This window comes from Streptomyces sp. NPDC012466, from assembly GCF_042955215.1.
In the GTDB taxonomy this organism is placed as follows: Bacteria; Actinomycetota; Actinomycetes; order Streptomycetales; family Streptomycetaceae; genus Streptomyces.
In genome coordinates, this window is record NZ_JBIBEQ010000011.1 from 32,734 (window position 1) to 56,878 (window position 24,145).

The following is a 24,145-nucleotide window of genomic DNA, read 5'->3' on the forward strand; positions in this document are numbered from 1 at the left end:
GCGAGTGTCCTCGCGCTCCCTGTTCAACGTCACGGCGGCACGCGAGAACCGGTTCAACGGCCCGGCGTTCTTTCCGAAGTCGTTTCGACAAAGCGTTGCTGGCCAGCGAGGGGCCGGGATAGCTTCGCCCTGCACCACCACGTCATGTACCTGCCCGAGCACCACCTGTGCCTCGGGCCGGTTTCGTTTCCGGAGGATGTGGAGACCCCATGTCTCACTTGCGTTCCAGACGCCGGCTCGCCCTCGCCGTGCCCGTCGTGCTGTCCCTGACGGCCTCGCTGGGCTTCCTGCCGGCCGCCGCGTCGGCGGCCCCGCACACGGAGTCGGCCACCCGGACGGCGGACGCGCCGAAGCTGGCGTACGTCGTCAACACCAAGCTGGACCGCCACACGATCGCGTCGGTGAAGAAGGCGATCGGCAAGGCCGACGGATCGGTCGTGGCCACGTACGCGCGAATAGGCGTGATCGTCGTCCACTCCTCGAACCCCGACTTCGCCAAGACGATCCGCAAGGCCCGCGGGGTCCAGTCGGCGGGTGCGACGCGGACGACGCCGCTGGCGGCCGCGGGGACGAAGGAGGAGGGCGCGGTCGAGTACCTGACGGCCGCCCAGGCCAGGCGCGCCGAGGCCGCTTCGGCGAAGACGCCCCAGAGCGAGCCCCTCGAGGCCGACCAGTGGGACCTGCGCGCGATAGGCGCCGACAAGGCCGCCCTGATCAACCCGGGCAGCCGCAAGGTGACCGTCGCCGTGATCGACACCGGCGTGGACGACACCCACCCGGACATCGCCCCGAACTTCTCCGCGTCCCAGTCCGCCAACTGCGCCGGCGGCAAGCCCGACACCAGCGAGGGCGCCTGGCGGCCCTACACCGCCGAGGACTACCACGGCACGCATGTCGCGGGTGAGATAGCCGCCGCCCGCAACGGCGTCGGCGTCGCGGGCGTCGCTCCCGGTGTGAAGGTGTCCAGCATCAACGTGACCGACCGGGCGAACGGCCTCTTCTACCCGGAGAGCGTCGTGTGCGCGTTCGTGTTCGCCGCCGACCACGGCGTCGAGATCACCAACAACAGCTACTACGTCGACCCGTGGCTGTACAACTGCATGGACGACCCGGACCAGCGGGCCATCGTCGACGCGGTCAACCGGGCGCAGCTGTACGCCCAGAAGAAGGGCACGCTCAACGTCGCCGCGGCCGGCAACTCCAACCACGACCTGGACGCGGACGCGATCGTCGACGACTCCAGCCCCGACGACTCCACCCCGGTCGAGCGCACCATCGACCCGCACGAGTGCTTCGACGTGCCGAACCAGCTGCCGGGTGTCGTCACGGTGAGCTCGACGGGTGTCGACAACGTCAAGTCGTACTTCTCGACGTACGGCAAGGGTGTCGTCGACGTCGCGGCGCCGGGCGGTGACCGGCGTTACCAGATCCCGGACACGCCCTCGAAGGACGGCCGCATCCTGTCCACCCTGCCGAACGGCACGTGGGGCTTCCTGCAGGGCACCTCGATGGCCTCGCCGCACGCCTCCGGTGTCGCCGCGTTGCTCAAGTCCAAGCACCCCTGGGCGTCTCCGGCCCAGCTCCAGGCCCTGATGAAGGCCCAGGCCGACGAGACCGCCTGCCCCGCCGCCTACGACCAGGACGGCGACGGCACCCAGGACGCGGTCTGCAAGGGCGGCAAGCGCGTCAACGGGTTCTACGGCCACGGCATCGTCAACGCGCTGCGCGCGGTCAAGTGACCCGACCCGCCACCGAGACCTTCCGCAAGATCAGCTCGTACCGTGAACGAACTGGAGACACCATGACTGCGCCGTACGCGCGCCACCGTCGCGCCGTCGCGATCCCGGCCGGGATGGCCCTGGCCACGGCCCTCGCGTTCCTGCCGAACACCATGGCCACGGCCGCCGAGGACGCCCCTGCTCCCGCTGCGGCCCGGGCCGACGCGACCCCGCTCAGCTACGTCGTCAACGTCAAGCCGGGGCACGGCACTTCGGCGCATGTGAAGAAGGCCGTCGCCAAGGCCGGCGGCACGATCGTGACGTCGTACGACCAGATCGGCGTCATCGTCGTCCACTCCTCCAACGCCGACTTCGCCAAGACCATCCGCACGGTGCGCGGCGTGCAGTCGGCGGGTGCCACCCGCACCGCGCCGCTGCCCTCGGCGTCGACGGGCGACCTGGGCGCGCCGAAGGTGCTGAGCGCGGCGGAGGTCGCCCGGGCCGAGGCGCCCGCCGGGCAGGACCCGCTGGAGCCCCAGCAGTGGGACCTGCCCGCCATCAAGGCGGACAAGGCGCACGAGAAGTCGCTGGGCAGCAAGAAGGTCACGGTCGCCGTGATCGACACCGGTGTCGACGACACCCACCCCGACATCGCGCCCAACTTCGACCGTAAGGCGTCGGTCAACTGTGTGTCGGGCAAGCCGGACACGGCCGACGGGGCCTGGCGGCCGAGCGCGGCGGAGAGCCCGCACGGCACCCACGTCGCCGGTGAGATCGCCGCCGCCAAGAACGGCGTCGGCATGACCGGTGTCGCGCCCGGCGTGAAGGTCTCCGGCATCAAGGTGTCCACCACGGCCGGCTTCTTCTACACCGAGGCCGTGGTGTGCGGCTTCGTGTGGGCGGCCGAGCACGGGGTCGACGTGACGAACAACAGCTATTACACGGACCCCTGGTACTTCAACTGCAAGAACGACCCGGACCAGAAGGCGCTCGTGGAGGCCGTCAAGCGGGCCTCGCGGTACGCGGAGAAGAAGGGCGCGGTCAACGTCGCCGCGGCCGGCAACGAGAACTACGACCTGGCCTCCGACGAGATCACCGACCCGTCGTCCCCGAACGACACCACCCCGGGTGACCGGGTCGTCGACCCCTCGGAGTGCCTCGACATACCGACCCAGCTGCCGGGTGTCGTCACGGTCGCCTCCACGGGCGCGAAGGGCATCAAGTCGTCCTTCTCCAACCACGGTCTGGGCGTCATCGACATAGCCGCCCCGGGCGGCGACTCGACCGCCTACCAGAAGCCGGACGCGCCGGCCACGAGCGGCCTCATCCTGGGCACGCTGCCGGGCGGCAAGTGGGGCTACATGGCCGGTACGTCGATGGCGTCCCCGCACGTCGCGGGCGTCGCCGCCCTCATCAAGTCGACGCACCCGTACGCCTCTCCGGCCCTGGTGAAGGCCCTGCTGTACGCGGAGGCCGACGCCACCCCGTGCACGGACCCGTACGACATCGACGCCGACGGCAAGATCGACGCGGTGTGCGAGGGCTCGAAGAACCGCAACGGCTTCTACGGCCGGGGCATCGCGGACGCGCTGGACGCGGTCACCAAGTAGAGCTCGTGTGAAGGCGATCCGGGCCGGGCGGGGACACCCGCCCGGCCCGCTTCGTGTCTGCGGCAGGATTCATTGTCATGGACGTGTACGAGGATCCGGCGACGTGGACGGCTCGACCCGTGCGGCCGCAGTGGCAGTTGGCCCTGCGGTTCGCCGGGAGCGTGGTGTGGTTCCCGGTGGTGTGTGTGCTGTGGGCGGCGGTGGCGGCTGTGATCTTCGTACTGAGTCTGTTCGCCGATGCCGTCACGCCTTTCAGCGACTCCTTCGAAGGGCGCTTCCTGAAGGCCACGGACAGGGTGCTCGGTGGCGTGGCGCGCCTGGCCTCCTGGTGCGTGTCGTGGCCCGAGCTGCGTCATGAGGGCGACGTCGACCACTACAAGGCGCGTGTGGACAAGGCGGTCGCCAAGTGGACCGCCCGGGCCTCGGCACCGGTCGAGCCGAAGAAGCCGCGGCCGCCCGTGGAGTGTGCGATACCCCTCCGGGACTACCGAGGCGTCGGCGGCCGGTACGTCGCCGAGGTCGCGCTCGCACAGGGGTGGGAGCTGCGGCCGACGGACGCGCACAAGGAGGTGCGGCTGTGGTGGGCGGCCGCATCCCGGGGTGATTGAGTTCCGCCGACTTGCCCGGTCGTGTGGAGGTTGGTGAAGATCCTGGGGTGACTTCGCCAAGACCCGTACCCGGGGTGACCGATTCAGGCGGGCCCGTGTGGCGCACCGGTACGGGCCGGGCCGTCGCCGTCCTGGTGCTGGTGACGCTGGCCGCGCTGATCCCGCTGCTCGGCCCCTCCGCCGCGCTGCGCGGCACCGGGGAGGCCGAAGCGCCCGGCGCCGGCGGCATGGGCCTGCTGCGCACGGTGCTGTTCGCGGCGCTGTGCATACCCGTCGGCGAACTGTTCGTGAACCGGCTGGCGCGATCCCTGCCCGGGCCGGACAGCGGTCCCTGGGGTGTGCCCCGCAGTTGGTCCCCGCTCGCGGCCACCGCCGGTTTCCTCGCCGCCCTCGGGCTCGCCTCGGTCGTGGCCACCGGCAATCTCGTGCCGGACGACCTGGCGGACATCGACGCCGGGGGACTTTACGCCTCCCGGGACGGCAAGCTCGCCCTGCTGGAGGTCAACGCGTTCCTGCTGGCGGGGCTGTGCTCCGGGTCGCGCCGGCCGGCCACCCAGGTGTGGCCGCTGGCCGCCGTGGTCGTGGCCGAGGCCCTGCGCGCACACCCCACGACCGAGCACAGCCCCCTCATCGGCTCCGGCCTGACGGTCGTCCATCTGCTCTGTGCGGCGCTGTGGGCGGGCGGACTGCTGCACGCGCTGCGCGTCCTGCGGCTCCGGCACGCCCGGAACGGCACGGCGGCGGGCGTGGCCCTGCTGGGGCTCTACGCGCGCGTGGCGGTCGTACTGCTCGCCGCCATCACCGCGACGGGCGTGTGCAGTTCCCTGCGCCGGATGCCGCCGGAGACGATCCTGGAGCAGCTGACGGGGACGGCGTACGGGCGTGTGCTGCTCGCCAAGGTGCTTCTCGTGGCCACGGTCGCCGCCCTCGCCCTGTGGGCCCGGCGACGGCTGCGCCGGGCGGCCGACCCCTTGACCGCCTGCGCTCCGGCCCGGGCGGAGGTCGTCGCCCTGGGCCTGGTCGTCGCGGCGTCCGGGCTGCTGACGGTGCTTCCGGTGCCCATCCGCTGGTGACGCCGAGACGTCTCGGACGGCCCGAACCCCGCCTCATGTCGCGCCCGGGGGCGGCTCGCGGTGGTCGGGCTCGGGCCGGGTGCCCGGGACCCGCTCATGCCGCGCGCGAAGGCCACGCCGAGCGCGCCGAGCGCGCCGAGCGTGCCGCCGGCCGGGCCCGGGCGGCCGATATCCGCCGGTCCGGTACGGGGCGACGACGGACGCCCGCGCACGAGACGCCCCGCTGATCGACTGAGTGTCGATCAGACGTACGCCCCACGAACGGACAGACCGGACAGGACGCCTGAGGGAGTATCGGAAGAACGGACGGATGCCCCTGGCGGACGGCGGTGTCAGTCGTGGCCCGTATCCTCAGGAACCATGCTGGAAGACCTGACGACCGCAGTGTTCTCTGCCACGCCGTGGCCGGCCGCGTATCCCAAGGGGTACGCGGTCGTTGACGTGGAGACCACGGGCCTGGCCCGGGACGACCGCATCATCTCCGCGGCGGTCTACCGGCTGGACGAGCGCGGCGAGGTCGAGGACCACTGGTACACGACGGTCAACCCCGAGCGTGACCCGGGCCCGGTGTGGATCCACGGGCTGACGAGCGAGGCGCTCGAAGGCGCGCCCCTCTTCCCGGACATCGCCGAGGAGTTCACGGCCCGGCTGGCGGGACGCGTGCTCGTCGCCCACAACGCCGTCTTCGACTGGCAGATGATCGCCCGGGAGTACGCGCGCGCCGAGCGCGAGGCGCCGGTGCGGCAGCGGCTGTGCACCATCGCGCTCTCCAAGGAGCTCGGGCTGCCGCTGCCCAACCACAAGCTGGAGTCCCTCGCCGCGCACTTCGGCGTCGTCCAGCAGCGGGCGCACCACGCGCTGGACGACGCCCGCGTGCTGGCGGAGGCGTTCCGGCCGAGCCTGCGGGCCGCGGCGGCGAACAACGTGCGGCTGCCGCTGCACGAGTGCCGGCCGCTGACCGAGTGGAAAGACCGCCCCGCCGCCCCCCGTATCGGACAGCAGGCGGGCCCGGGAGGATACGGCAGCTACCGGCCGAGCAGTTGGCGCCCGGCCCGCAAGCGCCCCGCCTGCCCCCACCCCAACCCCGGCCGCTACGAGCCGGGCGGGCGGCTCAAGCAGGGCATGCGGGTCGCCTTCTCGGGTGACACCTCCGTCGAGCGGGATCTGCTGGAGGACCGCGCGACCGAGGCCGGGCTGCACGTGGCCACGAGTCTGTCCCGGCTGACCAGCCTGCTCGTCACGAACGACCCGGACTCGGGCACGTCGAAGGTCGTCAAGGCCCGGCAGTTCGGGACGCCGGTCGTGGACGAGGCGGCGTTCGGGCAACTCCTCGCGGATGTGGAGCCGGCGTCGGAGGGATGACCGTACGGACGGGTGATAACCGGGCGACTCGCCCGGCGACCGCTCGCCCGCGCGGGGGCGACGGCTCACCCTGTGGCGCATGGCGACCTGTGAGGTATGTGGCAATCAGTACGGAATGACCTTCGAGGTGCACGCGCAGGGCGCGGTGCACGTCTTCGACTGCTTCTCCTGCGCGATCCACCGGATGGCCCCCATCTGCGAGCACTGCCGGGTGCAGATCATCGGCCAGGGCGTCGAGGTCGAGGGCCACTGGTACTGCGGCGCCCACTGCGCCCGCGCGGAGGGAAAGGCAGGAATTGTCGACAAGGTGTGAACCCGTACCCACCTGAATGCACCCCACGACCGAGTTGTACGGTCGTGGGGTGTACCGCTTCCTGATGTCCCGGCAGTGGGTGATCCTGACGTTGGTCGCCCTGCTCCTCATCCCCACGATGATCAGGCTGGGCATCTGGCAGATGCACCGCTACGAGGAGCGCACCGCCCGGAACCAGCTGGTCACCGAAGCGCTGGCGGCCGAGCCGGTGCCCGTGGAGAAGCTGACCACCCCCGGGCACACCGTCACCAGCGCGGAGCGCTACCGCACCGTGACGGCGAAGGGCCGCTTCGACACGGAGGACGAGGTCGTCGTCCGGCGCCGTACCAACTCCGACGACGAGGTCGGTTACCACGTCCTGACTCCGTTCGTCCTCGACGACGGCAAGGTGCTGCTGGTCAACCGGGGCTGGATCCCCTCCGAGGGCCCGAGCCAGACCACGTTCCCGAAGGTCCCCGCACCGCCGGGTGGCGAGGTGACCGTCGAGGGGCGGCTGATGCCCGACGAGACGACCGCGGCGAGCGGCATCAAGAACCTCCAGGGCCTGCCGGACCGGCAGATCATGCTGATCAACAGCGAGCAGCAGGCCCGCCGCCTGGACGCCCGGGTGCTCGGCGGCTACATCGCCCAGACGGCTCCCGAGCCCAAGGGCGACGTCCCCGAGCTGCTGGGCGACCCCGGCAAGGAGGACGCCGCGCTGAACTACGCCTACGCCGTCCAGTGGTGGCTGTTCTCCGCGGCCGTCCCGGTCGGCTGGGTCGTCCTGGCCCGGCGCGAGGCACGGGAGCGGGCTCAGGAGGCGGCGGCCCGGTCCGGTGCGACGGAGACCGAGCCGGCAGCGGTGTAGCCACCGGCGACGGTTCGGCCCCGGGGCACCGGGACCCGACGCACCGCCCCTGCCGGCAAGGACACATCACTCCCCCGGCCCCCGCCCGGATTGCCGTGGTGACTTGCCGGGAACCCGCACTCCGTGCACCCCCGCATCGAGGACTACGCGCTCATCGGCGACGAACAGACCGCGGCCCTGGTCGGCACGGACGGATCCGTCGACTGGCTGTGTCTGCCCCGCTTCGACTCGGCCGCCTGCTTCGCGAGAATGCTCGGCGACGAGGACAACGGACACTGGCGCATCGCCCCCGTGGGGGCGGACCGCTGCACCCGGCGGGCCTATCGCCGCGACACCCTCGTCCTGGACACCGAGTGGGAGACCGAGCACGGGGCGGTCCGGGTCACCGACCTGATGCCCCAACGCGACCGCGCCCCCGACCTCGTCCGTGTCGTCGAGGGCCTCGACGGCGAGGTGACGCTCCACAGCGTCCTCAAACTGCGCTTCGACTACGGCTCGATCATCCCCTGGGTGCGCCGCGTCGACGGTCACCGGGTCGCCGTGGCGGGCCCGGACTCGACCTGGCTGCGCAGCGAGCCGGAGGTGCACAGCTGGGGCGAGGACTTCGGCACGCACGCGGAGTTCACCGTCAAGAAGGGCGAAAAGGTGGCTTTCGTCCTGACGTGGCACCCCTCCCACGAGGAGCGCCCACCACTCGTCGACCCGTACGACGCGCTGCGCCACAGCGTGGAGGACTGGCGGGCCTGGGTGTCGCGCTGCCGCTACGACGGCCCCCACCGGGACGCCGTCGTCCGCTCCCTGATCACGCTCAAGGCGCTCACCTACGCCCCCACCGGCGGCATCGTCGCCGCCCCCACGACCTCGCTGCCGGAGGAGCCGGGCGGGGTGCGCAACTGGGACTACCGCTACTGCTGGCTGCGCGACTCCACCCTCACCCTGAACGCGCTGCTCGCGGCGGGTTACCAGGAGGAGGCCGAGGCCTGGCGGAACTGGCTGCTGCGGGCGGTCGCCGGCGATCCTGCCGATCTGCAGATCATGTACGGCCTGGCGGGTGAGCGGCGGCTGCCCGAGTTCGAGCTGCCGTGGCTCTCCGGTTTCGCCGGGTCGGCCCCCGTGCGCATCGGCAACGACGCCGTGAAACAGCTCCAGCTGGACGTCTACGGCGAGGTCATGGACTCCCTGTCGCTGGCCCGCGAGTCGGGCCTGTCGGCCCAGCCGGACGTGTGGGCGCTGCAGACGGCCCTGCTGGACTTCCTGCGGACCCACTGGCAGCAGCCGGACGAGGGGCTGTGGGAGGTACGCGGCGGCCGCCGCCAGTTCGTGCACTCGAAGGTGATGGTGTGGGTGGCCGCCGACCGTGCCGTACGCACCCTGGAGCGCCATCCGGAACTGCACGGCGATCCGGACGGCTGGCGCGCCCTGCGCGACGAGGTGCACCAGGAGGTGTGCGAAAAGGGCTACGACCCGGAACGCAACACCTTCACGCAGTCCTACGGCTCACGCGAACTGGACGCCGCGCTGCTGCTCATCCCGCGCGTCGGCTTCCTGCCGCCGGACGATCCGCGGGTGATCGGCACGATCGACGCGGTCCGCGAGGAGCTGTCCCACGGCGGTTTCCTGCGCCGCTACAGCACGGACGACGGCGAGGTCGACGGGCTGCCCGGTGGCGAGGGCACCTTCCTGGTGTGCTCGTTCTGGCTCGCGGACGCCCTGCACATGACGGGCCGTACGAAGGAGGCCCGCGAGCTGTTCGAGCGGCTGGCGGGGCACGCCAACGACGTCGGGCTGCTCTCCGAGGAGTTCGACCCGGCGACCGGCCGGCAGCTCGGCAACTTCCCGCAGGCGTTCAGCCACATCGGCCTGGTGAACACCGCCCTCGCCCTGTTCGGCGAGGACGGGGCAGGATAGGGACCATGGATCTTGGACTGAAGGACCGGGTGTACGTCGTCACCGGGGCCACCCGCGGCCTCGGCAACGCCACCGCGCGTGAGCTCGTCGCGGACGGGGCGAAGGTGGTCGTCTCGGGGCGGGACGAGAAGAGCGTGGCCGAGGCGGCGGCCGAGCTGGGACCGAACGCGGTCGGGGTCGCCGTCGACAACGCCGACCCGGAGGCGGCGGCCCGGCTGATCGGGGCCGCGCGGGAGCACTTCGGCCGTTTCAACGGCGTCCTCGTCAGCGTGGGCGGGCCGCCGGCCGGGTTCGTCGCGGACAACACGGACGAGCAGTGGCAGACGGCGTTCGAGTCGGTGTTCCTCGGTGCGGTACGGCTGGCTCGCGCCGCGGCCGCCGAGATGGAGGCCGGGGGTGTCATCGGGTTCGTGCTGTCCGGGTCGGTGTACGAGCCGATTCCGGGGCTGACCATCTCGAACGGGCTGCGGCCGGGGCTGGCGGGCTTCGCCAAGTCGCTCTCCGACGAGCTGGGGCCGCGCGGTATCCGGGTGGTCGGTGTCCTGCCCGGCCGGATCGACACCGACCGGGTGCGGCAGCTGGATGCGCTGTCGGCGGACCCCGAGGCGACCCGGGCGGCTTCGGAGTCCCGCATTCCGCTGCGGCGGTACGGGGCGCCGGAGGAGTTCGGGCGGGTGGCGGCGTTCCTGATGTCGCCGGCGGCCTCGTATCTGACCGGGGTCATGGTGCCGGTCGACGGCGGCGCGCGGCACGGATTCTGAGGCCGCTCAACTCACCCGTTCCGCACCGTGCTTGACGCCCTTCAGCCGCACTTCCGCCGGAAGTGACGCAAGGCCCGCCGACGCCCTGGCGTGGCTCAGGGCGCCGGTCGTGAAGTCGTTCAGGGCCGCCCCCGGGTCCACGTGTGGTTCCAGTGCGAGGCGCACGTGGGCCTCGGGGGTGCTGCGGCGGCCCTTGAGACGGGCACGGGCCCCGTCCACGCCGTCGATGTGGGCCGCCTCCTGGGTGAGGACGTTCTCCAGGGCCCGGCCCCGCAGCAGCGCGCCCTCGCCGTCGCCGGTGTCGACGAGGACCTCGGCGAGGCGGCGCCGGCGCAGTACGGCGACGAGCCACCACAGGGCGAGCAGCAGCAGGACCGCGAGGGCGGCGATGACGACCGGCCACCACCAGCCGTCGTCGCGCCAGCGGGTGCGCTCGGCGTCGTTCAGCAGCACGTCGTGCTTGCTGTCGTGGATCCACCACGAGGGCACCGGGGCGCCGAGGCCGACGGCCAGGACGGAGCCGCCCAGCACCAGCAGGATCAGGCCGACCAGCCCGAGGAACACGCGGTTGACGCTCCTGAGCACCGCTCTCACCCCTTCCGGCCGGGCCGGCGGACGCGCACCGACAGCGAGGGCGGCTTGGACAGCCCCAGCCCGTGGACCGCGTCGCCGAGCACGGCGTCCAGATCGGTTCGTACGTCGTCCAGTTCCCGGAAGTGCGACATGGCGCGGACGACCGCCCGCCGGCGGCGCACCCGGACCCCCGCCGACTGCACACCGGCCACCTCCACGGCCCGGTCCCGCAGCGCGGTCGCGGCGGCGTCCCGGTGCAGTCCGGCGCGTACGTCGGCGTGTGTGCGCCGCATGGGGAGCACGGCCCGCAGGCCGGGTGTGACGGCCAGGGTCAGCAGCCAGAGACCGAGGGCGGCGGCGATCCCGGCGCCGACGAGCACCCACGTGTCGTCGAGGGGCCGTTCGGCGAGCTGCCGGGCCAGTGCCCGGCGCCAGTGCATGCCGGGCCGGCCGGCGCGCACGGAGACGACGTCGTAGAGGAACAGCCCGGCGAGGCCCAGGAGCAGCAGGGCGACGATGCCCGCGGGGACGCGGCGCGCCGACCAGAAGCGGCCCACGCGGCCGCCCTCGTCCCGGGACGCCGGTGGTGGTCCGTCGGCGGCCGGCGTCCCGGACGGGTCGGGTCCGTCGCCGTTCTGCGTCTCCTGCCGGCCGAGGACGGGCAGCCGCTGTGTGGTGCCCTCGGGGGGCTCCGTGCCCTGCGGTTCGCTCATCGCGTCCTCCCCTCTCCCGCGCCGGGCGCCGCGACCAGATGCAGCCGCTCCACCTGGACGACGACCTCCGGCACCTGCATGCCCACCAAGGACCCCACCCGCTCGACGACTTGGTGGCGCACCTTGCGGCAGCGGGCACCGATGTCACACGGGTAGTCCAGTTCGATGTGGACCCGGACGTGGGCGACCTCACGGTGCACGACGACCGACGCGGACGGCCGGTCGGCGTCGGGTGGCAGCGTGCCCACGGCCTCGCGGGCCGCCTGCGAGGCGATCTTCGCGACCACCCGGTCGGCGATCCGGGTCGCGCCGCGCTCGGCCGGCGGGACGGCGGTCCGAGGTCTGTCGAGCTCACCGGTGCCCGTGCTCACCGGCGTCACCGCCGCCGTTCACGGGGACGGAAGAAGTCGCCGAGTTCCAGGTCCCCGTCCAGGAACCGCCCGACGACGAAGCCGACGGCGCCCAGTGCCGCCACCAGCAGAAAGGCACCGAATCCGCCGAAATATCCGGCGAAGGCCAGCGCCATGCCGGCGATCATGCCGACCACGGCCATGCTCATGCGCTCCTCAGCTCCTCAGCCGCTGTGCCGTCCGATGCCCGTACCTCACTGGATCCGGCGCTCCGGTTCCTCTTCCTCCTCGTCCGGCAGCTTCACGTCGCTCACCGCGATGTTGACCTCGACGACCTCCAGACCGGTCATCCGCTCCACGGCGGTGATGACGTTCTCCCGTACGTCGCGGGCCACATCGGCGATCGACACGCCGTACTCGACGACGATCTCCAGGTCGAGGGCCGCCTGCACTTCGCCGACTTCGGCCTTCACGCCGCGCGACACCGACTTCTGGCCGCCGGGCACGCGGTCGCGCACGGCGCCGAAGGTGCGGGACAGGCCGCTGCCCATGGCGTGTACGCCGTCGACGTCACGGGCGGCCAGCCCGGCGATCTTCTCCACCACGCCGTCCGCGATGGTCGTCCGGCCCCGGGAACCCGGGTCTCCTCCACCGCGCTTGACCAGCGGACTCCTGCGCACCGCCGGCGTTTCGGACTCCCCGCCCCGGTTCTCGGTCATGTCAGTCATCGCCGTACGTCCTTTTCGGTCGTCGTCCTGGGACCACCGTAAGCACGGTTACGCGGGAGCGCGCCTCTGATGCGGCAGGCTGGAGGAATGACGGCCGATCGATGGACGCAGGCAGTGAGACATCAGCTGGTAATCGGCAGGCTGCTGCCGCTGGGTGACGCGCGGGACGGCGCATGGATCGCGGAGCGGGCAGCCGAGGCGGTGTTGCGGAGCGCGGCGTGGGACGCGCCGGGCGTACGCCTCGCCGCGCTTCGTGTCGCGCTCTGCGACACGGGGGACATCGCGGAGCCGGCCGTACCGGCTCCGCCGAGTGCCCTGCCGCCCGGGCCGTTGCGGGTGACGGCGGAGTTCGCGGCGACGGCCGCGCAGCCGTTGCCGGCGACGGCCTCCCTGCTGCGGGCGACGCTGGCGACCGCCGCGACCCAGCGGCTCGGTCTGGCGGTGACGGAGGTGGATCTGCGGGTGACGGGGCTGCTGGACGATCAGGAGCCGGCTGAGGCGGGGCCCGCCGTGCCTCTCCCCGAACTGCCGGGCGCCGCGCGGGCCGAGGGCGGCGACGAGGCCCGGGTGGCCGCCGCCGCGCTCGCAGTCCAAGGCGTACTCCATCTGACCGGCACGCTGGGCCACCCCGTGCACATCGACGAACTCCCCGGCGCGGACGCCGCGCTGTCGCACCGCCATGTCCGGCTGGAGCTGGCGGTGGGTGCCGACCAGCGGGCCAGGGACGTGGCCCGCGCGGTCCGGACGGCGGTCAGGAGGGTGCTGCCGGATCACCCGACGGTGGCGGTCGTGGTGAGCGCGATCGGCTGACCGCGCTCCCGGCCGGTCCGGCGGCTCTCAGTCCCCGATGCCCGCGAGGTCCCGCAGCCGGCGGGCCTGGGACTGGCGCTCCGCCGCGCGCTGCTCCTCGTAGGTGCGGTCCTGGGCGCCGCGCAGCAGGGCCTTGGTCTCGACGACCGCGTCACGCGGCGCGGCGAGCACGGCCGAGGCGAGGTCGCGGACGGTGCCGTCGAGCTGGTCGGCGGGCACGGCGAGGTTCGCGAGACCGGTGTTCACGGCCTCCTCGGCCGTGACGAAGCGCCCGGTCACGCAGATCTCCAGCGCGCGGGCGTATCCGACGAGTCCCACCAGCGGGTGCGTGCCCGTCAGGTCGGGCACGAGCCCGAGGCTGGTCTCGCGCATGGCGAACTGCACGTCGTCGGCGACGACGCGCAGGTCGCAGGCGAGGGCGAGCTGGAAGCCCGCCCCGATGGCATGCCCCTGGACAGCGGCGACGGAGACGATGTCGCTGCGCCGCCACCAGGTGAACGCCTCCTGGTACTCGGCGATGGTCGCGTCCAACTCGGCGTCCGCGCCGCGCGCGAGGTCGATGAACGACGGTTCGCCGTCGAAGCCCTCGGGCGTGAACGCCTGCCGGTCGAGCCCGGCCGAGAAGGACTTGCCCTCGGCCCGCAGCACCACGACGCGGACGGAGCCCGGCAGCTGCCGCCCGGCCTCGGTCAGCGCGCGCCACAGAGCGGGGCTCTGCGCGTTGCGCTTGGCCGGGTTGGTCAGCGTCACCGTGGCGATCGCGTCGTCGACGGTGAGCCGTACGCCGTCCTTGTCGAGTACGGGAACGAGGTCCTTGTCGGGCGAAGCCATGGGACGCCTCCGATGTGTGCGGTCGCCTTCGTGCCGTACGGCGGCTTCACCGCCGTAGCAGGCCACGCTTAAGTGACTGCACAGTAACCACCCGGTCGATCAGACGACCGACCGGGTGGCCACCATCGAAGCCGAGGGGCCACCCGGGGTCAGGCCGTGGCCTTTTTGCCCCGGGTCGCCCCGCCACGCCCTCGGAGCGTGACACCCGACTCACTGAGCATGCGGTGCACAAAGCCATACGAGCGGCCGGTCTCCTCGGCCAACGCCCGGATGCTCGCACCGGCGTCGTACTTCTTCTTCAGGTCTGCCGCGAGCTTGTCGCGCGCGGCGCCGGTCACCCGGCTGCCCTTCTTCAGAGTCTCGGCCACCCGTGCCTCCTCATGGGAAGTGCGCTCTGGTCTCCTCATGATCACCCCTCCGGGCCGTCATGGCCACCCATTCGGCAAGGTCCGTGAGACAAGGTTGTGACGACGGGAGCACACCCCCACATGCGGAATGCAGAATTCCGGCGAGTGCTGTCCGTACGGCCGAACGGATGGTGGAGGAAAAGGCCAGGTCAGAAAGGCGGCGCGGCCGAGTCCCGAAGAATCGGGGGCTCGGCCGCGAAATCGATGTAGGACACACCTCGGTACGAGGAGATCTCACACAGATGATGGATCACCGCTGGGCCGAATGATCCATACGCCGTTGATCACGCATTCGATCAAGCGAGAGCGACGAGATCCGCGTAGTCGGCGCCCCACAGGTCCTCGACGCCGTCCGGCAGCAGGATGATCCGCTCCGGCTGGAGCGCCTCGACCGCGCCCTCGTCGTGCGTGACGAGGACGACCGCGCCCTTGTAGGTGCGCAGCGCGCCGAGGATCTCCTCGCGGCTGGCCGGGTCGAGGTTGTTGGTCGGCTCGTCGAGGAGCAGCACGTTCGCCGAGGACACCACCAGCGTGGCGAGGGCGAGACGGGTCTTCTCACCGCCGGACAGGACGCCGGCCGGCTTGTCGACGTCGTCGCCGGAGAACAGGAACGAGCCGAGCGTCTTGCGGACCTCGACCAGGTCCAGGTCGGGGGCGGCCGAGCGCATGTTCTCCAGGACCGTGCGCTCCGGGTCGAGGGTCTCGTGCTCCTGCGCGTAGTAGCCGAGCTTGAGGCCGTGGCCCTCGATGACCTTGCCGGTGTCGGGCTTCTCCGCGCCGCCGAGCAGGCGCAGCAGGGTCGTCTTGCCCGCGCCGTTGAGGCCGAGGATGACGACGCGCGAGCCCTTGTCGATGGCCAGGTCGACGTCGGTGAAGATCTCCAGCGATCCGTAGGACTTCGACAGGCCCTCGGCCATGAGCGGGGTCTTGCCGCACGGCGAGGGCTCGGGGAAGCGCAGCTTGGCGACCTTGTCGGACTTGCGCTCGGCCTCCAGGCCGGCCAGCAGCTTGTCCGCCCGGCGGGCCATGTTCTGCGCGGCGACGGTCTTGGTGGCCTTGGCCCGCATCTTGTCGGCCTGCGAATGCAGCGCGGAGGCCTTCTTCTCGGCGTTCTGCCGCTCGCGCTTGCGGCGCTTCTCGTCGGCCTCGCGCTGCTGCTGGTAGAGCTTCCAGCCCATGTTGTAGATGTCGATCTGGGCGCGGTTGGCGTCCAGGTAGAACACCTTGTTGACGACCGTCTCGACCAGGTCGACGTCGTGGGAGATCACGATGAAGCCGCCGCGGTAGGTCTTGAGGTAGTCGCGCAGCCAGACGATCGAGTCGGCGTCGAGGTGGTTGGTGGGCTCGTCGAGCAGCAGGGTGTCCGCGTCGGAGAAGAGGATCCGCGCCAGCTCGATACGGCGGCGCTGACCGCCGGAGAGGGTGTGCAGCGGCTGGCCGAGCACCCGGTCGGGCAGGTTGAGCGCGGCGGCGATGGTGGCGGCCTCGGCCTCGGCGGCGTACCCGCCCTTGGTGAGGAACTCCGTCTCCTGGCGCTCGTACTGCTTGAGCGCCTTCTCGCGGGTGGCGCCCGTGCCGTTGGCGATGCGCTGTTCGTTGTCGCGCATCTTGCGGATCAGCACGTCCAGGCCGCGGGCGGACAGGATGCGGTCGCGGGCCAGGATGTCGAGGTCGCCGGTGCGGGGGTCCTGCGGGAGGTAACCGACCTCGCCGGAGCGGGTGATGGTGCCGCCGGCCGGGATGCCCTCGCCCGCCAGGCACTTGGTGAGGGTGGTCTTCCCCGCGCCGTTGCGGCCGACCAGGCCGATGCGGTCACCCTTGGCGATGCGGAACGAGGCGTTTTCGATGAGGACGCGGGCACCGGCGCGCAGCTCGATACCGGAGGCGGAAATCACGGACAGACTCCAGGGCGGATACGGGGGCGGGATGGACGGCTGAGGACGTTCCCGCCGTCTAATGCGCGAGGAGAATGGCCATGAGGACAGTCTAACGGGGACGTGCAACCACTTTTTCTGTGTGCGGGTGTTCGATCACCGGCGGCCGGACGGAGGGCCGTTGTCGGTACCCGGTGGAAGACTGGGCAGCGGGCCGGACTCCGGCTCCTCCCGGCGGTGGGACACGCAGCGAGACACGAGGAAGTGATCGCCATGGCAGGCACGTCCGGCGGGCGTCCGACCATCTACCCGACGCTGCTGTACGCCGACGCGAAGGCGGCGATCCGCCAGCTCACGGAGGCCTTGGGCTTCACGGAGCTGTCGGTGTACGAGGGCGAGGACGGCTCGGTGATGCACGCCGAGCTGGCGCAGGGCAACGGCGCGGTGATGGTCGGCACCAAGGGCCGCGGCGGCGTGTTCGACGCGGCCATGAAGAACGCGGGCACCACGGGGGTGTACGTGGTGGTGGACGACGTCGACGGCCACCACCGGCACGCCGTGGACCACGGCGTGGAAATCCTGATGCCCCCGACGGACCAGGACTACGGATCGCGGGACTACATGGCCCGGGACCTCGAGGGCAACGTGTGGAGCTTCGGGACGTACGCGCCCGAGACAGCGGGCTGACGGCCCGCGGGGCGGGCCGCGGGATCAGCTGCCGCCGGTGTGCACCTGGAAGGCGGCCCGGCGCACCGCCTTGGCCAGGGCCGGGTCGGGGTGTGCGGCGGCGAGGGCCACCAGGACCTGCACGGTGCGCGGGTGCCCGACGGCGCGTACCTCGTCCAGGAGCATCGGGACGGTCGGCTGCACCGCGGACTCCAGGTGGCGCACCAGCAGCGGCGCCTCCCCGTGGTCGGCGACGGCGGCGGCGGTGTCCACCCACAGCCAGGTCGCCTCCTGGCGGGTGAGGACCTCGTGGGCGTCCTCCGGGTCGGCCCCGTCGTGCTCGGCCAGCCACAGCAGCGCGTACGGCCTGAGCGTCGGCTCGGTCAGCACGGCGCGGACGTCCGGCTCGGCGGGGGCGCCGACCACGCGCAGGGCCTCGAAGGCGAGGCCGCGCAGCAGGGCGTCCTCGCCGCGGGCGGCGCCGAGGAGCTCGGTGACGGCGCTGCCGACGGGGCGGGCGGCGAGCCAGGCGCGGTATTCGGCGCGGGCCGCGTTGGGGCGCAGCTGGGCGCAGCCGCGGAGCATGTCCTCGGCGGCCTGCTCGATGTTCCCGGCGGGGCTCTGCGCGGCGACGCAGATCTGCTCCAGCTTGACCCAGACGGCCCAGCTGCCGAGCGGGGTGAGCGTGGCCTGGCCGTCGCCGTAGGTCAGGGCGCCGACGGAGGCGAGGGCGCGCAGGGCCCAGTCGAGCAGGGGGGCGAGCGGGGCGTCGGTGGGCTCCGGTTCGGCCGGCGGCTCGGGCTGGGGGCCGTAGGGGATCTCGCAGCGGGCGGTGCGCAGCTCGGTGACGCGCTGCTCCAGGAGGTCGAGGAGCTGTTCGACGGGGACGGGCCCGGCGGACAGCTGGAGGAAGGAGAGCACCTGCGGCATGGCCGAGACGACCTCGGCGACGGCGGCAGGCTCGTGCTCCGCGGGCTCCGGATGGGCGAGCGACCAGGCGTCGAAGAGCGCGACCCAGCCGCGCAGCACGGCACTGTCGTCGCGGTCCCAGGCGCGCAACCGCCAGCCGGGGCGGGCGCTGTCGCCGTGCACCTCGACGAGACCGGCGAGGCGGGCGGTGTCCCAGTCGGCTCTGACCTGAGCCGGGGTCAGACCCAGCTCGCGGGCGGCCCGTTCCGCGGTCGCGTCCGAGAGGGTGGCCTTGCCGTCGTCGGTGGCGCTGTCCCGGCCGGGGCCGAGCGCGGCGTCGGCCCAGCGGGCGACGCGGGCCGCGTCGGCGAGACCTGAGCGTGCCATTCTGGCCAGTTCCGCCGGTGCCGGAGTGCCCTCCGGGGGGCGTGGTGCGGGTCGGCGCGAGCGCCGCTGGTTCATCGCTGGAGGGGCGGCGGCCAGGGGTCGCGGGCGGACGAGTCGAAGCCTGGAGTCGCGCGGGATACGGGACGTCACGGGTGCAGTCTTCCGGTTGACGGTCCGAAAACCCAAACGGAATGTCACGGCGGGCTACGGGGATGGCCAACGCACCGGTTGCCGGAAGTGGTCGAGGGCCGGGAACCGGCCAGTGGTACGACGCTAAACGGAATCCTCGCGACCGGTCGGCGGGAAGGGGGGCGGTGCGTGGTTGCGACGGGGTGAAGGGGGCGTGAACGGGGGTGCGCGAGAAGCCGCGACGGGGGGCCGCACCCAGCGACGGCTGTGAACGAGGTCACATGAGAGGGGTCAGGAAGCGCCTGAGGGCTTCCTCGTAGCCCTTGGGGTCGGCGTTCCACATGGCTCCGTGAGGGGCGTTGCGGACGGTGTGGAGGGCCACCATGTCGGGGCGGGCTCCGGCCAGGCGGCGCGAGAGCTGCCAGGAGGCGACGGTGTCGTCCGGTCCGTGGAGGACCAGCGCCGGGACCCGGAGCTCGCCGGCCGGGAGGGTGCCCGCGACGCGGTCGGGGGACAGGCCGGTGCGGCCCTGGGCGGCGCGGACCGCGAGGGGCAGCAGCACGCCCGGGGTGCGGCGGGCCGAGGCGAGGGCGCGCAGGGTGGCCTCCCAGCTGAGCACCGGGGAGTCCAGGACGAGCCCGGAGATCCGGTCGCGCAGGCCCGACCGCGCGGCGGCGCGCAGGGCCATGGTGGCGCCGGTGGACCAGCCGTGCAGGACGACCTGGCGGGCTCCGTAGCGCACGGCGTAGCGGATGGCCGCGTCGAGGTCGCGCCACTCGGTCTCGCCGAGGTGGTTGAGGCCGTCGGGCGGGCGGGGCGCGCCCAGGTCGCCGCGGTAGGCGAGGGCGAGCACCGGGAACTGGCTGCCGTGCAGGAATCCCATGACGTTCAGGGCGAGTTCCCGGGTGGCGCCCAGTCCGTGCACGGCGATCACCCAGGTGTCCCGCTTGCCCGGCACGAACCACGCGGGCAGGGCGCCGAGTTCGCCGGGGATGTCGACGTCGGCGTGTTCGAGCCCGAGGGCGGCGCCGGGGTCGCCGACGTACACGTTCGGTGTGAGCCACACCTTGTCGCCGGACGCCAGCGTGCCGTGCGTGACGCTCTCCAGGCGGCGCACGACGGTGTCGGCGGGGTGCGAGGCACCGGTCAGGACGGGGCCGACGACCGCGTGGGAGCCGTCCCCGGAGAGGCCGTAGCGGCCGGGGCGCAGGGCGGCGAGGTCCCGGGTGAGGCTGATGCGCCCGTCGGCGGTGCCGTGCACGGTGAGCCGGGGCTCGGTGGGCAGGGGCCTGCCGGGGGGCGCCTTGAGCGCGGCGTCGCTGGCGAGCCGGCCGGCGGCCACCGCGGCGGCACCGGCCCCGATCACGGCGGTGACGGCAGCGGCCGTCGCTTTGACAGTGCGCACGGCTCCAGTGTCCCGGCGGATGCCGTGGGCGACCAGTGGGGGGCAGCCGCGGGGTGACGTCCGCGGCGGCCCTGCGGACGGCTCAGCCTCGCTGGCCGTAGCCGCTCAGGCGCTCCTCCACCTCGGTGAGCTGTTCCCGGGACAACAGGCCGGGGGTCAGGCCCGGCACCGAGGAGGCGGTCAGCCACAGGCGGCACATCCACTCCAGCTGGGCGGTGCGGTCGTAGGCCTGGTCGAGGGTGCCGCCGTGGGTGACGGTGCCGTGGTTCTGGAGGAGGCAGCCGGAGCGGCCGGCGAGGGCGCGGAGCATGTTCTCGGCCAACTCGTCGGTGCCGTACGTGGCGTACGGGGCGACCCGGACGGGACCGCCGAGCGCCGCGGCCATGTAGTGGATCAGCGGGAGCTCGCTCACGAGCGTCGAGACGGCCGTGGCGTGCACGGCGTGGGTGTGAACGACGGCCAGGGCGCCGGTCGTGCGGTAGACGGCGAGGTGCATGGGCAGCTCGCTGGTCGGGACGAGCGTGCCGAGGACCTGCCGGCCGTCGAGGTCGACGCCGGTCACGTCGTCCGGCGCCAGCCGGTCGTAGGGCACGCCCGACGGCGTGACCAGGACCGTGTCGCCGACGCGCACCGACACGTTGCCGGACGTGCCGACGACGAGTCCGTCCGCGACCGTCCGGCGGGCCGTCGCGACGAGGTCCTCCCAGGCACGCGCCTCCTCGGGGCGCGCACTCCCGCGCCGCTCCCCCGCTCCCGGTCCGGCCTGCCGTGCGTCTCCCGTGCCCCGCTCGTCGCCTCGCTGCTCAGCCATGCCGCGATCCTGCCAGGCGGAGACTCAACGCGCCGCCGGCCGGGGCGTGTTGCCCGGCCGGAGATCTTCGGACATGCACCGATCTTTCCGTACACTCCGGAGGATTTCGCCGTACACGTCGCCATTCCTGGGGGAAGATCCCCGCCGCGGCCGGCAGTACGACGGCGTGCGCGGGGCGGGCCCGGTGCGCGGCGCCTACCACTTCGCACCGCCGGCCCGCCCGCGCTCGACATCGCATACAACCCGTACGACAAGAAGCACGGCTGCTACGGCCTGGCTCGCCGGGCGGGGCCGGCCAGATCACCCGCGCCGGCGACAGCGGCTCCCTGCCGGGTGACCAGAATCTCTTCGACGGGTCGCTCGATCGGCTGAAGCGGTTCGCGCGAGGCGCCTGACCGACGGGCGCCGGGACCGCCGTTCCGGGGCGGAGTCACGACCCCCCTTTGCGGTCACCCCTGCGCCCCTCCCAGTTCATCTTCCGTTCACTCAGGTTGCCTACGTTCGTACCGTCAACGACCTCGAACGATTGCCTGGGTAAATGGAAAGCTTCTCGCTGATCCTCGCGATTGTGGTAGTAACCGCACTCGCGTTCGATTTCACGAACGGTTTCCACGACACCGCGAACGCCATGGCCACGACCATTTCCACGGGCGCCATGAAGCCCAAGGTTGCGGTGGCCATGTCCGCGGTCCTCAACCTGGTCGGCGCCTTCCTGTCCGTCGAAGTCGCCAACACGATCTCCAAGGGCCTCGTCGACGAGGCCGGCATCCGTCCCGAGGTCATCTTCGCCGCCTTGGTCGGCGCGATCCTCTGGAACCTGCTGACCTGGCTGGTCGGCCTGCCGTCCAGCTCCTCCCACGCCCTCATGGGCGGCCTGATCGGTGCCACGATCGCCTCGGCGGGCGTCGGCGCGGTGCACGGCGACGTGCTGGTCACCAAGGTGCTCATCCCGGCGATCGCCGCCCCGCTGGTCGCGGGCATCGCGGCGATGCTCGCCACGCGGCTGACCTACTCCCTCGGCAGCAAGGCCGACAGCCAGGCGTCCAAGAAGGGCTACCGAGCCGGCCAGATCGCCTCCGCCGGCCTGGTCTCCCTGGCCCACGGCACCAACGACGCCCAGAAGACGATGGGTGTCATCACCCTCGCCCTGGTCGCCGGCGGCGCTGTCGCCCCCGACTCCGACCCGCCCATGTGGGTCATCCTCTCGGCGGGTCTCGCCATCGCGCTCGGCACGTACCTGGGTGGCTGGCGCATCATCCGCACCATGGGCAAGGGACTGACCGACCTCCAGCCGCAGCAGGGCTTCGCCGCCCAGACCTCCGCGGCCACGGTCATCCTGGCCTCCTCCCACATCGGTTTCTCCCTCTCCACGACGCACTCGGTGTCCGGCTCGGTGATGGGCGCGGGGCTCGGCCGCAAGGGCGGTGTCGTCCGCTGGTCGACCGCGACGCGGATGTTCGTCGCGTGGGGTCTGACGCTCCCGGCGGCGGCCCTGGTGGGCGCGCTCGCCGAGTACGTCACCGGCTTCGGCAACTGGGGCACCGCCGTGGTGGCCGTCTTCCTCGTCGCCTCCAGCGCGGCGATCTGGAAGCTGTCCCGGCGTGAGGTCGTCGACCACACCAACGTCAACGACGCCGACGAGGCGGAGCCGGCCGGCGTGGTGACCACCGCGATGGCCGCGGTGACGCCGCCGCCTGCGGGCGGCACGGTCGCCGAGGAGCCGGTCCCCTCGTTCCCGGCGCAGGCCACGGCCGAACGGACGCCGACCACGACCACCACGGTCTGACCCCGCCCACCGGTTACAAGGAAGAGTCTCTGAGATGAAGATCGACTGGGCGGCCCTCGGCTCCGTCTTCGGTGTCAGCCTCGTGGTCACCGTTGCCCTCGTCGGCCTGTTCACCCTCGGCATCACCGGCCTGTCGCGCCGCGAGCGCGCGGTGGCGCAGGGCGGGTCCGCCGGGCTCGCGGTCACGGGAGCGTACGCGTGCTTCGCGGCGTGCGCGGCGGCCGTGGGCTACGGGATCTACCTGATCGTGGCCTGACGGCCCGACCGCACATCGTGTCCGCCGGGCGGCGCGGGACTCCGGTCCCGCGCCGCCCGGTCGTCGTGTGCGGGAAGGGGCCGGTGTGGGGTTCTCCACACTCTCCCCTCGCAGGTCAACGGCAAGTTGACGGCGGTTGCCGGCCGTGGTGGACTGCCGGGGCCAGTACGGCGGCAGGAGAGGAAGCCGGTGAGAGTCCGGCGCGGTCCCGCCACTGTCACCGGGGTAGTGATCCCCGGGAGCCAGGAACTCTCGCCGCCGGTCTCGTCGAACCAGGGCGTGGACACCCTGAGTGAGGACACGTATCGCCATGCGCGGCTGCCGATCCCGTTCCAACACCCCGCCTCCGCCTGCCCTTCCGGCCGGCTGAGCCCATGGGTGCCGGTCGCGTCTTCGCGTACGGTGCCGCCGCCGGTCTGATCGGTGACCTGCTGCTCGGTGATCCTCGCCGAGGGCATCCGGTCGCCGCGTTCGGACGGGCCGCGGGTGCCGTGGAACGGGTGTTGTGGCGGGACCACCGCGGGTGGGGCGCGCTGCACACCGCCGTGTGCACCTCGGGGGCCGTCGCCCTCGGCTCCGTCGCCGCGCGGGCCGTGCGGACGTCCTCCGTCGCCTCCGTCGCGCTGACGGGTGCCGCCACCTGGGCCGTCGTCGGGGGGACTTCGCTCGCGCGGGAGGCGCAGGCCATCGGGCGGGCCCTGGAGGCCGGTGACGTCGAGACGGCCCGGGCCCGGCTGCCGCATCTGTGCGGGCGGGACCCGCAGGCCCTCGATGCCGACGGCATCGCCCGGGCCGTGGTCGAGTCGGTCGCCGAGAACACCTCCGACGCGGTGGTGGGGGCCCTGGTGTGGGGAGCCGTCGGCGGGGTGCCGGGGCTGCTCGGGTTCCGGGCCGTCAACACCCTGGACGCGATGGTCGGACACAAGTCGGCCCGCTACCGGCGGTACGGGTGGGCCTCCGCGCGGCTGGACGACCTCGCGGGCTGGCCGGGAGCACGGCTGACCGCGGTCCTCGCAGCCCTGGCCGGGCCGGATCCCCGGGGTGCCGTGCGGGCCTGGCGGGCCGACGCGGCGAAGCACCCGAGCCCCAACGCCGGTCCGGTGGAGGCCTCTTTCGCGGGGGCTCTCGGGGTGCGGCTGGGCGGGACGCTCTCGTACGGCGGGCGGGTGGAGGACCGGCCCGTGCTGAACACCGGGGGGCGTGCCGTCGGCACGCACGACGTCGCACGGGCTGTGCGGCTCTCGCGGCGCGTCACCTGGCTGGCGCTCGGCGTGTGCGCCGGTGCGCGGTTGCTGAAGAGGGGGAAATGA

At 72.5% G+C, this 24,145-nt stretch carries 25 protein-coding genes and 1 riboswitch; of the genes, 14 read left to right on the top strand and 11 right to left on the bottom strand.

Going from position 1 to position 24,145, the window contains the following annotated elements:
- Positions 1-209: 209 nt before the first annotated feature.
- The 9 genes from ACFY9E_RS33025 (at position 210) to ACFY9E_RS33065 (ending at position 10,200) form a co-directional block, all read left to right on the top strand.
- Positions 210-1,739, top strand: a complete 1,530-nt coding sequence (locus tag ACFY9E_RS33025) for a S8 family serine peptidase (protein ID WP_390990344.1) — start codon at positions 210-212, stop codon at positions 1,737-1,739.
- 62 nt (positions 1,740-1,801) lie between these two features.
- The gene (locus ACFY9E_RS33030) at positions 1,802-3,328 is read left to right on the top strand and encodes a S8 family serine peptidase (RefSeq protein WP_390990347.1); all 1,527 of its coding nucleotides are present in this window, start codon (positions 1,802-1,804) and stop codon (positions 3,326-3,328) included.
- Between the two features lie 77 nt (positions 3,329-3,405).
- Entirely contained in the window at positions 3,406-3,936 is a 531-nt protein-coding gene (locus ACFY9E_RS33035) for a hypothetical protein (RefSeq protein ID WP_390990349.1), read from the top strand.
- A gap of 95 nt (positions 3,937-4,031) precedes the next feature.
- Positions 4,032-5,009, top strand: coding sequence for a CopD family protein (locus ACFY9E_RS33040; RefSeq protein WP_390990352.1), 978 nt, complete (start codon positions 4,032-4,034; stop codon positions 5,007-5,009).
- A 360-nt stretch (positions 5,010-5,369) separates the two neighbouring features.
- Positions 5,370-6,371 (top strand): DEDDh family exonuclease, encoded by a 1,002-nt coding sequence (locus tag ACFY9E_RS33045; protein WP_390990355.1) that lies wholly within the window; start codon positions 5,370-5,372, stop codon positions 6,369-6,371.
- 79 nt (positions 6,372-6,450) lie between these two features.
- The gene (locus ACFY9E_RS33050; RefSeq protein WP_078615365.1) at positions 6,451-6,684 is read left to right on the top strand and encodes a hypothetical protein; all 234 of its coding nucleotides are present in this window, start codon (positions 6,451-6,453) and stop codon (positions 6,682-6,684) included.
- Between the two features lie 49 nt (positions 6,685-6,733).
- The gene (locus tag ACFY9E_RS33055; RefSeq protein WP_390990358.1) at positions 6,734-7,531 is read left to right on the top strand and encodes an SURF1 family cytochrome oxidase biogenesis protein; all 798 of its coding nucleotides are present in this window, start codon (positions 6,734-6,736) and stop codon (positions 7,529-7,531) included.
- Between the two features lie 123 nt (positions 7,532-7,654).
- The gene (locus tag ACFY9E_RS33060; RefSeq protein WP_390990361.1) at positions 7,655-9,439 is read left to right on the top strand and encodes a glycoside hydrolase family 15 protein; all 1,785 of its coding nucleotides are present in this window, start codon (positions 7,655-7,657) and stop codon (positions 9,437-9,439) included.
- Between the two features lie 5 nt (positions 9,440-9,444).
- Positions 9,445-10,200, top strand: a complete 756-nt coding sequence (locus ACFY9E_RS33065) for an SDR family oxidoreductase (protein ID WP_389969850.1) — start codon at positions 9,445-9,447, stop codon at positions 10,198-10,200.
- A 6-nt stretch (positions 10,201-10,206) separates the two neighbouring features.
- Here ACFY9E_RS33065 and amaP read toward each other — a convergent pair whose 3' ends face one another.
- From amaP to ACFY9E_RS33090, 5 genes are read right to left on the bottom strand one after another with little or no spacing between them, the layout of a single operon-like run.
- Positions 10,207-10,794: an alkaline shock response membrane anchor protein AmaP gene (gene amaP / locus ACFY9E_RS33070; protein ID WP_390990363.1), complete on the bottom strand. Its 588-nt coding sequence runs from the start codon at positions 10,792-10,794 to the stop codon at positions 10,207-10,209.
- Positions 10,791-11,486 carry a DUF6286 domain-containing protein gene (locus ACFY9E_RS33075; RefSeq protein ID WP_390990365.1) on the bottom strand — a complete coding sequence of 232 codons (696 nt, stop codon included), beginning with the start codon at positions 11,484-11,486 and terminating at the stop codon, positions 10,791-10,793. The genes amaP and ACFY9E_RS33075 overlap by 4 nt, the downstream gene beginning before the upstream one ends.
- Complete coding sequence (locus tag ACFY9E_RS33080) at positions 11,483-11,866, bottom strand: hypothetical protein (protein ID WP_390990367.1); 384 nt, start codon at positions 11,864-11,866, stop codon at positions 11,483-11,485. Before ACFY9E_RS33080 ends, ACFY9E_RS33075 begins: the two co-directional genes overlap by 4 nt.
- A complete protein-coding gene (locus tag ACFY9E_RS33085; protein ID WP_390990369.1) occupies positions 11,863-12,045 on the bottom strand; it encodes a hypothetical protein in 183 nt (60 codons plus the stop codon). The genes ACFY9E_RS33080 and ACFY9E_RS33085 overlap by 4 nt, the downstream gene beginning before the upstream one ends.
- A 45-nt stretch (positions 12,046-12,090) precedes the next feature.
- Positions 12,091-12,564 carry an Asp23/Gls24 family envelope stress response protein gene (locus tag ACFY9E_RS33090; RefSeq protein ID WP_390990371.1) on the bottom strand — a complete coding sequence of 158 codons (474 nt, stop codon included), beginning with the start codon at positions 12,562-12,564 and terminating at the stop codon, positions 12,091-12,093.
- 87 nt (positions 12,565-12,651) lie between these two features.
- Between ACFY9E_RS33090 and ACFY9E_RS33095 the strand changes: the two genes are divergently transcribed.
- Complete coding sequence (locus tag ACFY9E_RS33095; RefSeq protein WP_390990373.1) at positions 12,652-13,374, top strand: nucleopolyhedrovirus P10 family protein; 723 nt, start codon at positions 12,652-12,654, stop codon at positions 13,372-13,374.
- A 27-nt stretch (positions 13,375-13,401) separates the two neighbouring features.
- On the opposite strand, the gene ACFY9E_RS33100 is transcribed toward ACFY9E_RS33095, so the two are convergent.
- The 3 genes from ACFY9E_RS33100 to ACFY9E_RS33110 all read right to left on the bottom strand — a co-directional run bounded on the left by ACFY9E_RS33100 (position 13,402) and on the right by ACFY9E_RS33110 (position 16,507).
- A complete protein-coding gene (locus ACFY9E_RS33100; RefSeq protein WP_390990374.1) occupies positions 13,402-14,205 on the bottom strand; it encodes an enoyl-CoA hydratase-related protein in 804 nt (267 codons plus the stop codon).
- Positions 14,206-14,354: 149 nt separating this feature from the next.
- A complete protein-coding gene (locus ACFY9E_RS33105) occupies positions 14,355-14,573 on the bottom strand; it encodes a helix-turn-helix domain-containing protein (protein ID WP_010037790.1) in 219 nt (72 codons plus the stop codon).
- A 335-nt stretch (positions 14,574-14,908) separates the two neighbouring features.
- The gene (locus ACFY9E_RS33110) at positions 14,909-16,507 is read right to left on the bottom strand and encodes an ATP-binding cassette domain-containing protein (RefSeq protein WP_390990376.1); all 1,599 of its coding nucleotides are present in this window, start codon (positions 16,505-16,507) and stop codon (positions 14,909-14,911) included.
- A gap of 252 nt (positions 16,508-16,759) precedes the next feature.
- Here ACFY9E_RS33110 and ACFY9E_RS33115 point away from each other — a divergent pair, with 252 nt between their 5' ends.
- Positions 16,760-17,173 (top strand): VOC family protein, encoded by a 414-nt coding sequence (locus ACFY9E_RS33115; protein ID WP_390990378.1) that lies wholly within the window; start codon positions 16,760-16,762, stop codon positions 17,171-17,173.
- Positions 17,174-17,197: 24 nt separating this feature from the next.
- On the opposite strand, the gene ACFY9E_RS33120 is transcribed toward ACFY9E_RS33115, so the two are convergent.
- The 3 genes from ACFY9E_RS33120 to ACFY9E_RS33130 form a co-directional block, all read right to left on the bottom strand.
- Positions 17,198-18,598, bottom strand: a complete 1,401-nt coding sequence (locus ACFY9E_RS33120) for a hypothetical protein (protein ID WP_390990380.1) — start codon at positions 18,596-18,598, stop codon at positions 17,198-17,200.
- A 256-nt stretch (positions 18,599-18,854) separates the two neighbouring features.
- Entirely contained in the window at positions 18,855-19,982 is a 1,128-nt protein-coding gene (locus tag ACFY9E_RS33125) for an alpha/beta fold hydrolase (protein ID WP_390990383.1), read from the bottom strand.
- Between the two features lie 82 nt (positions 19,983-20,064).
- Positions 20,065-20,793: a class II aldolase/adducin family protein gene (locus ACFY9E_RS33130; RefSeq protein WP_390990386.1), complete on the bottom strand. Its 729-nt coding sequence runs from the start codon at positions 20,791-20,793 to the stop codon at positions 20,065-20,067.
- A gap of 538 nt (positions 20,794-21,331) precedes the next feature.
- Between ACFY9E_RS33130 and ACFY9E_RS33135 the strand changes: the two genes are divergently transcribed.
- The 3 genes from ACFY9E_RS33135 (at position 21,332) to ACFY9E_RS33145 (ending at position 24,145) form a co-directional block, all read left to right on the top strand.
- Positions 21,332-22,579 carry an inorganic phosphate transporter gene (locus ACFY9E_RS33135; RefSeq protein ID WP_390990388.1) on the top strand — a complete coding sequence of 416 codons (1,248 nt, stop codon included), beginning with the start codon at positions 21,332-21,334 and terminating at the stop codon, positions 22,577-22,579.
- 34 nt (positions 22,580-22,613) lie between these two features.
- Complete coding sequence (locus ACFY9E_RS33140) at positions 22,614-22,835, top strand: hypothetical protein (RefSeq protein ID WP_059422310.1); 222 nt, start codon at positions 22,614-22,616, stop codon at positions 22,833-22,835.
- Positions 22,836-22,951: 116 nt separating this feature from the next.
- Positions 22,952-23,110: riboswitch (cobalamin riboswitch) on the top strand.
- A 99-nt stretch (positions 23,111-23,209) separates the two neighbouring features.
- Positions 23,210-24,145 carry a cobalamin biosynthesis protein gene (locus tag ACFY9E_RS33145; RefSeq protein ID WP_390990390.1) on the top strand — a complete coding sequence of 312 codons (936 nt, stop codon included), beginning with the start codon at positions 23,210-23,212 and terminating at the stop codon, positions 24,143-24,145.

Coding starts and splice junctions, on each gene's coding strand:
- ACFY9E_RS33115 (WP_390990378.1), top strand. CDS start 16,760: ATGGCAGGCACGTCCGGCGGGCGTCCGACCATCTACCCGACGCTGCTG.
- ACFY9E_RS33145 (WP_390990390.1), top strand. CDS start 23,210: ATGGGTGCCGGTCGCGTCTTCGCGTACGGTGCCGCCGCCGGTCTGATC.
- ACFY9E_RS33130 (WP_390990386.1), bottom strand. CDS start 20,793: ATGGCTGAGCAGCGAGGCGACGAGCGGGGCACGGGAGACGCACGGCAG.
- ACFY9E_RS33095 (WP_390990373.1), top strand. CDS start 12,652: ATGACGGCCGATCGATGGACGCAGGCAGTGAGACATCAGCTGGTAATC.
- ACFY9E_RS33085 (WP_390990369.1), bottom strand. CDS start 12,045: ATGAGCATGGCCGTGGTCGGCATGATCGCCGGCATGGCGCTGGCCTTC.
- ACFY9E_RS33135 (WP_390990388.1), top strand. CDS start 21,332: ATGGAAAGCTTCTCGCTGATCCTCGCGATTGTGGTAGTAACCGCACTC.
- ACFY9E_RS33045 (WP_390990355.1), top strand. CDS start 5,370: ATGCTGGAAGACCTGACGACCGCAGTGTTCTCTGCCACGCCGTGGCCG.
- ACFY9E_RS33090 (WP_390990371.1), bottom strand. CDS start 12,564: ATGACTGACATGACCGAGAACCGGGGCGGGGAGTCCGAAACGCCGGCG.
- ACFY9E_RS33030 (WP_390990347.1), top strand. CDS start 1,802: ATGACTGCGCCGTACGCGCGCCACCGTCGCGCCGTCGCGATCCCGGCC.
- ACFY9E_RS33050 (WP_078615365.1), top strand. CDS start 6,451: ATGGCGACCTGTGAGGTATGTGGCAATCAGTACGGAATGACCTTCGAG.
- ACFY9E_RS33065 (WP_389969850.1), top strand. CDS start 9,445: ATGGATCTTGGACTGAAGGACCGGGTGTACGTCGTCACCGGGGCCACC.
- ACFY9E_RS33100 (WP_390990374.1), bottom strand. CDS start 14,205: ATGGCTTCGCCCGACAAGGACCTCGTTCCCGTACTCGACAAGGACGGC.
- ACFY9E_RS33035 (WP_390990349.1), top strand. CDS start 3,406: ATGGACGTGTACGAGGATCCGGCGACGTGGACGGCTCGACCCGTGCGG.
- ACFY9E_RS33140 (WP_059422310.1), top strand. CDS start 22,614: ATGAAGATCGACTGGGCGGCCCTCGGCTCCGTCTTCGGTGTCAGCCTC.
- ACFY9E_RS33075 (WP_390990365.1), bottom strand. CDS start 11,486: ATGAGCGAACCGCAGGGCACGGAGCCCCCCGAGGGCACCACACAGCGG.
- ACFY9E_RS33025 (WP_390990344.1), top strand. CDS start 210: ATGTCTCACTTGCGTTCCAGACGCCGGCTCGCCCTCGCCGTGCCCGTC.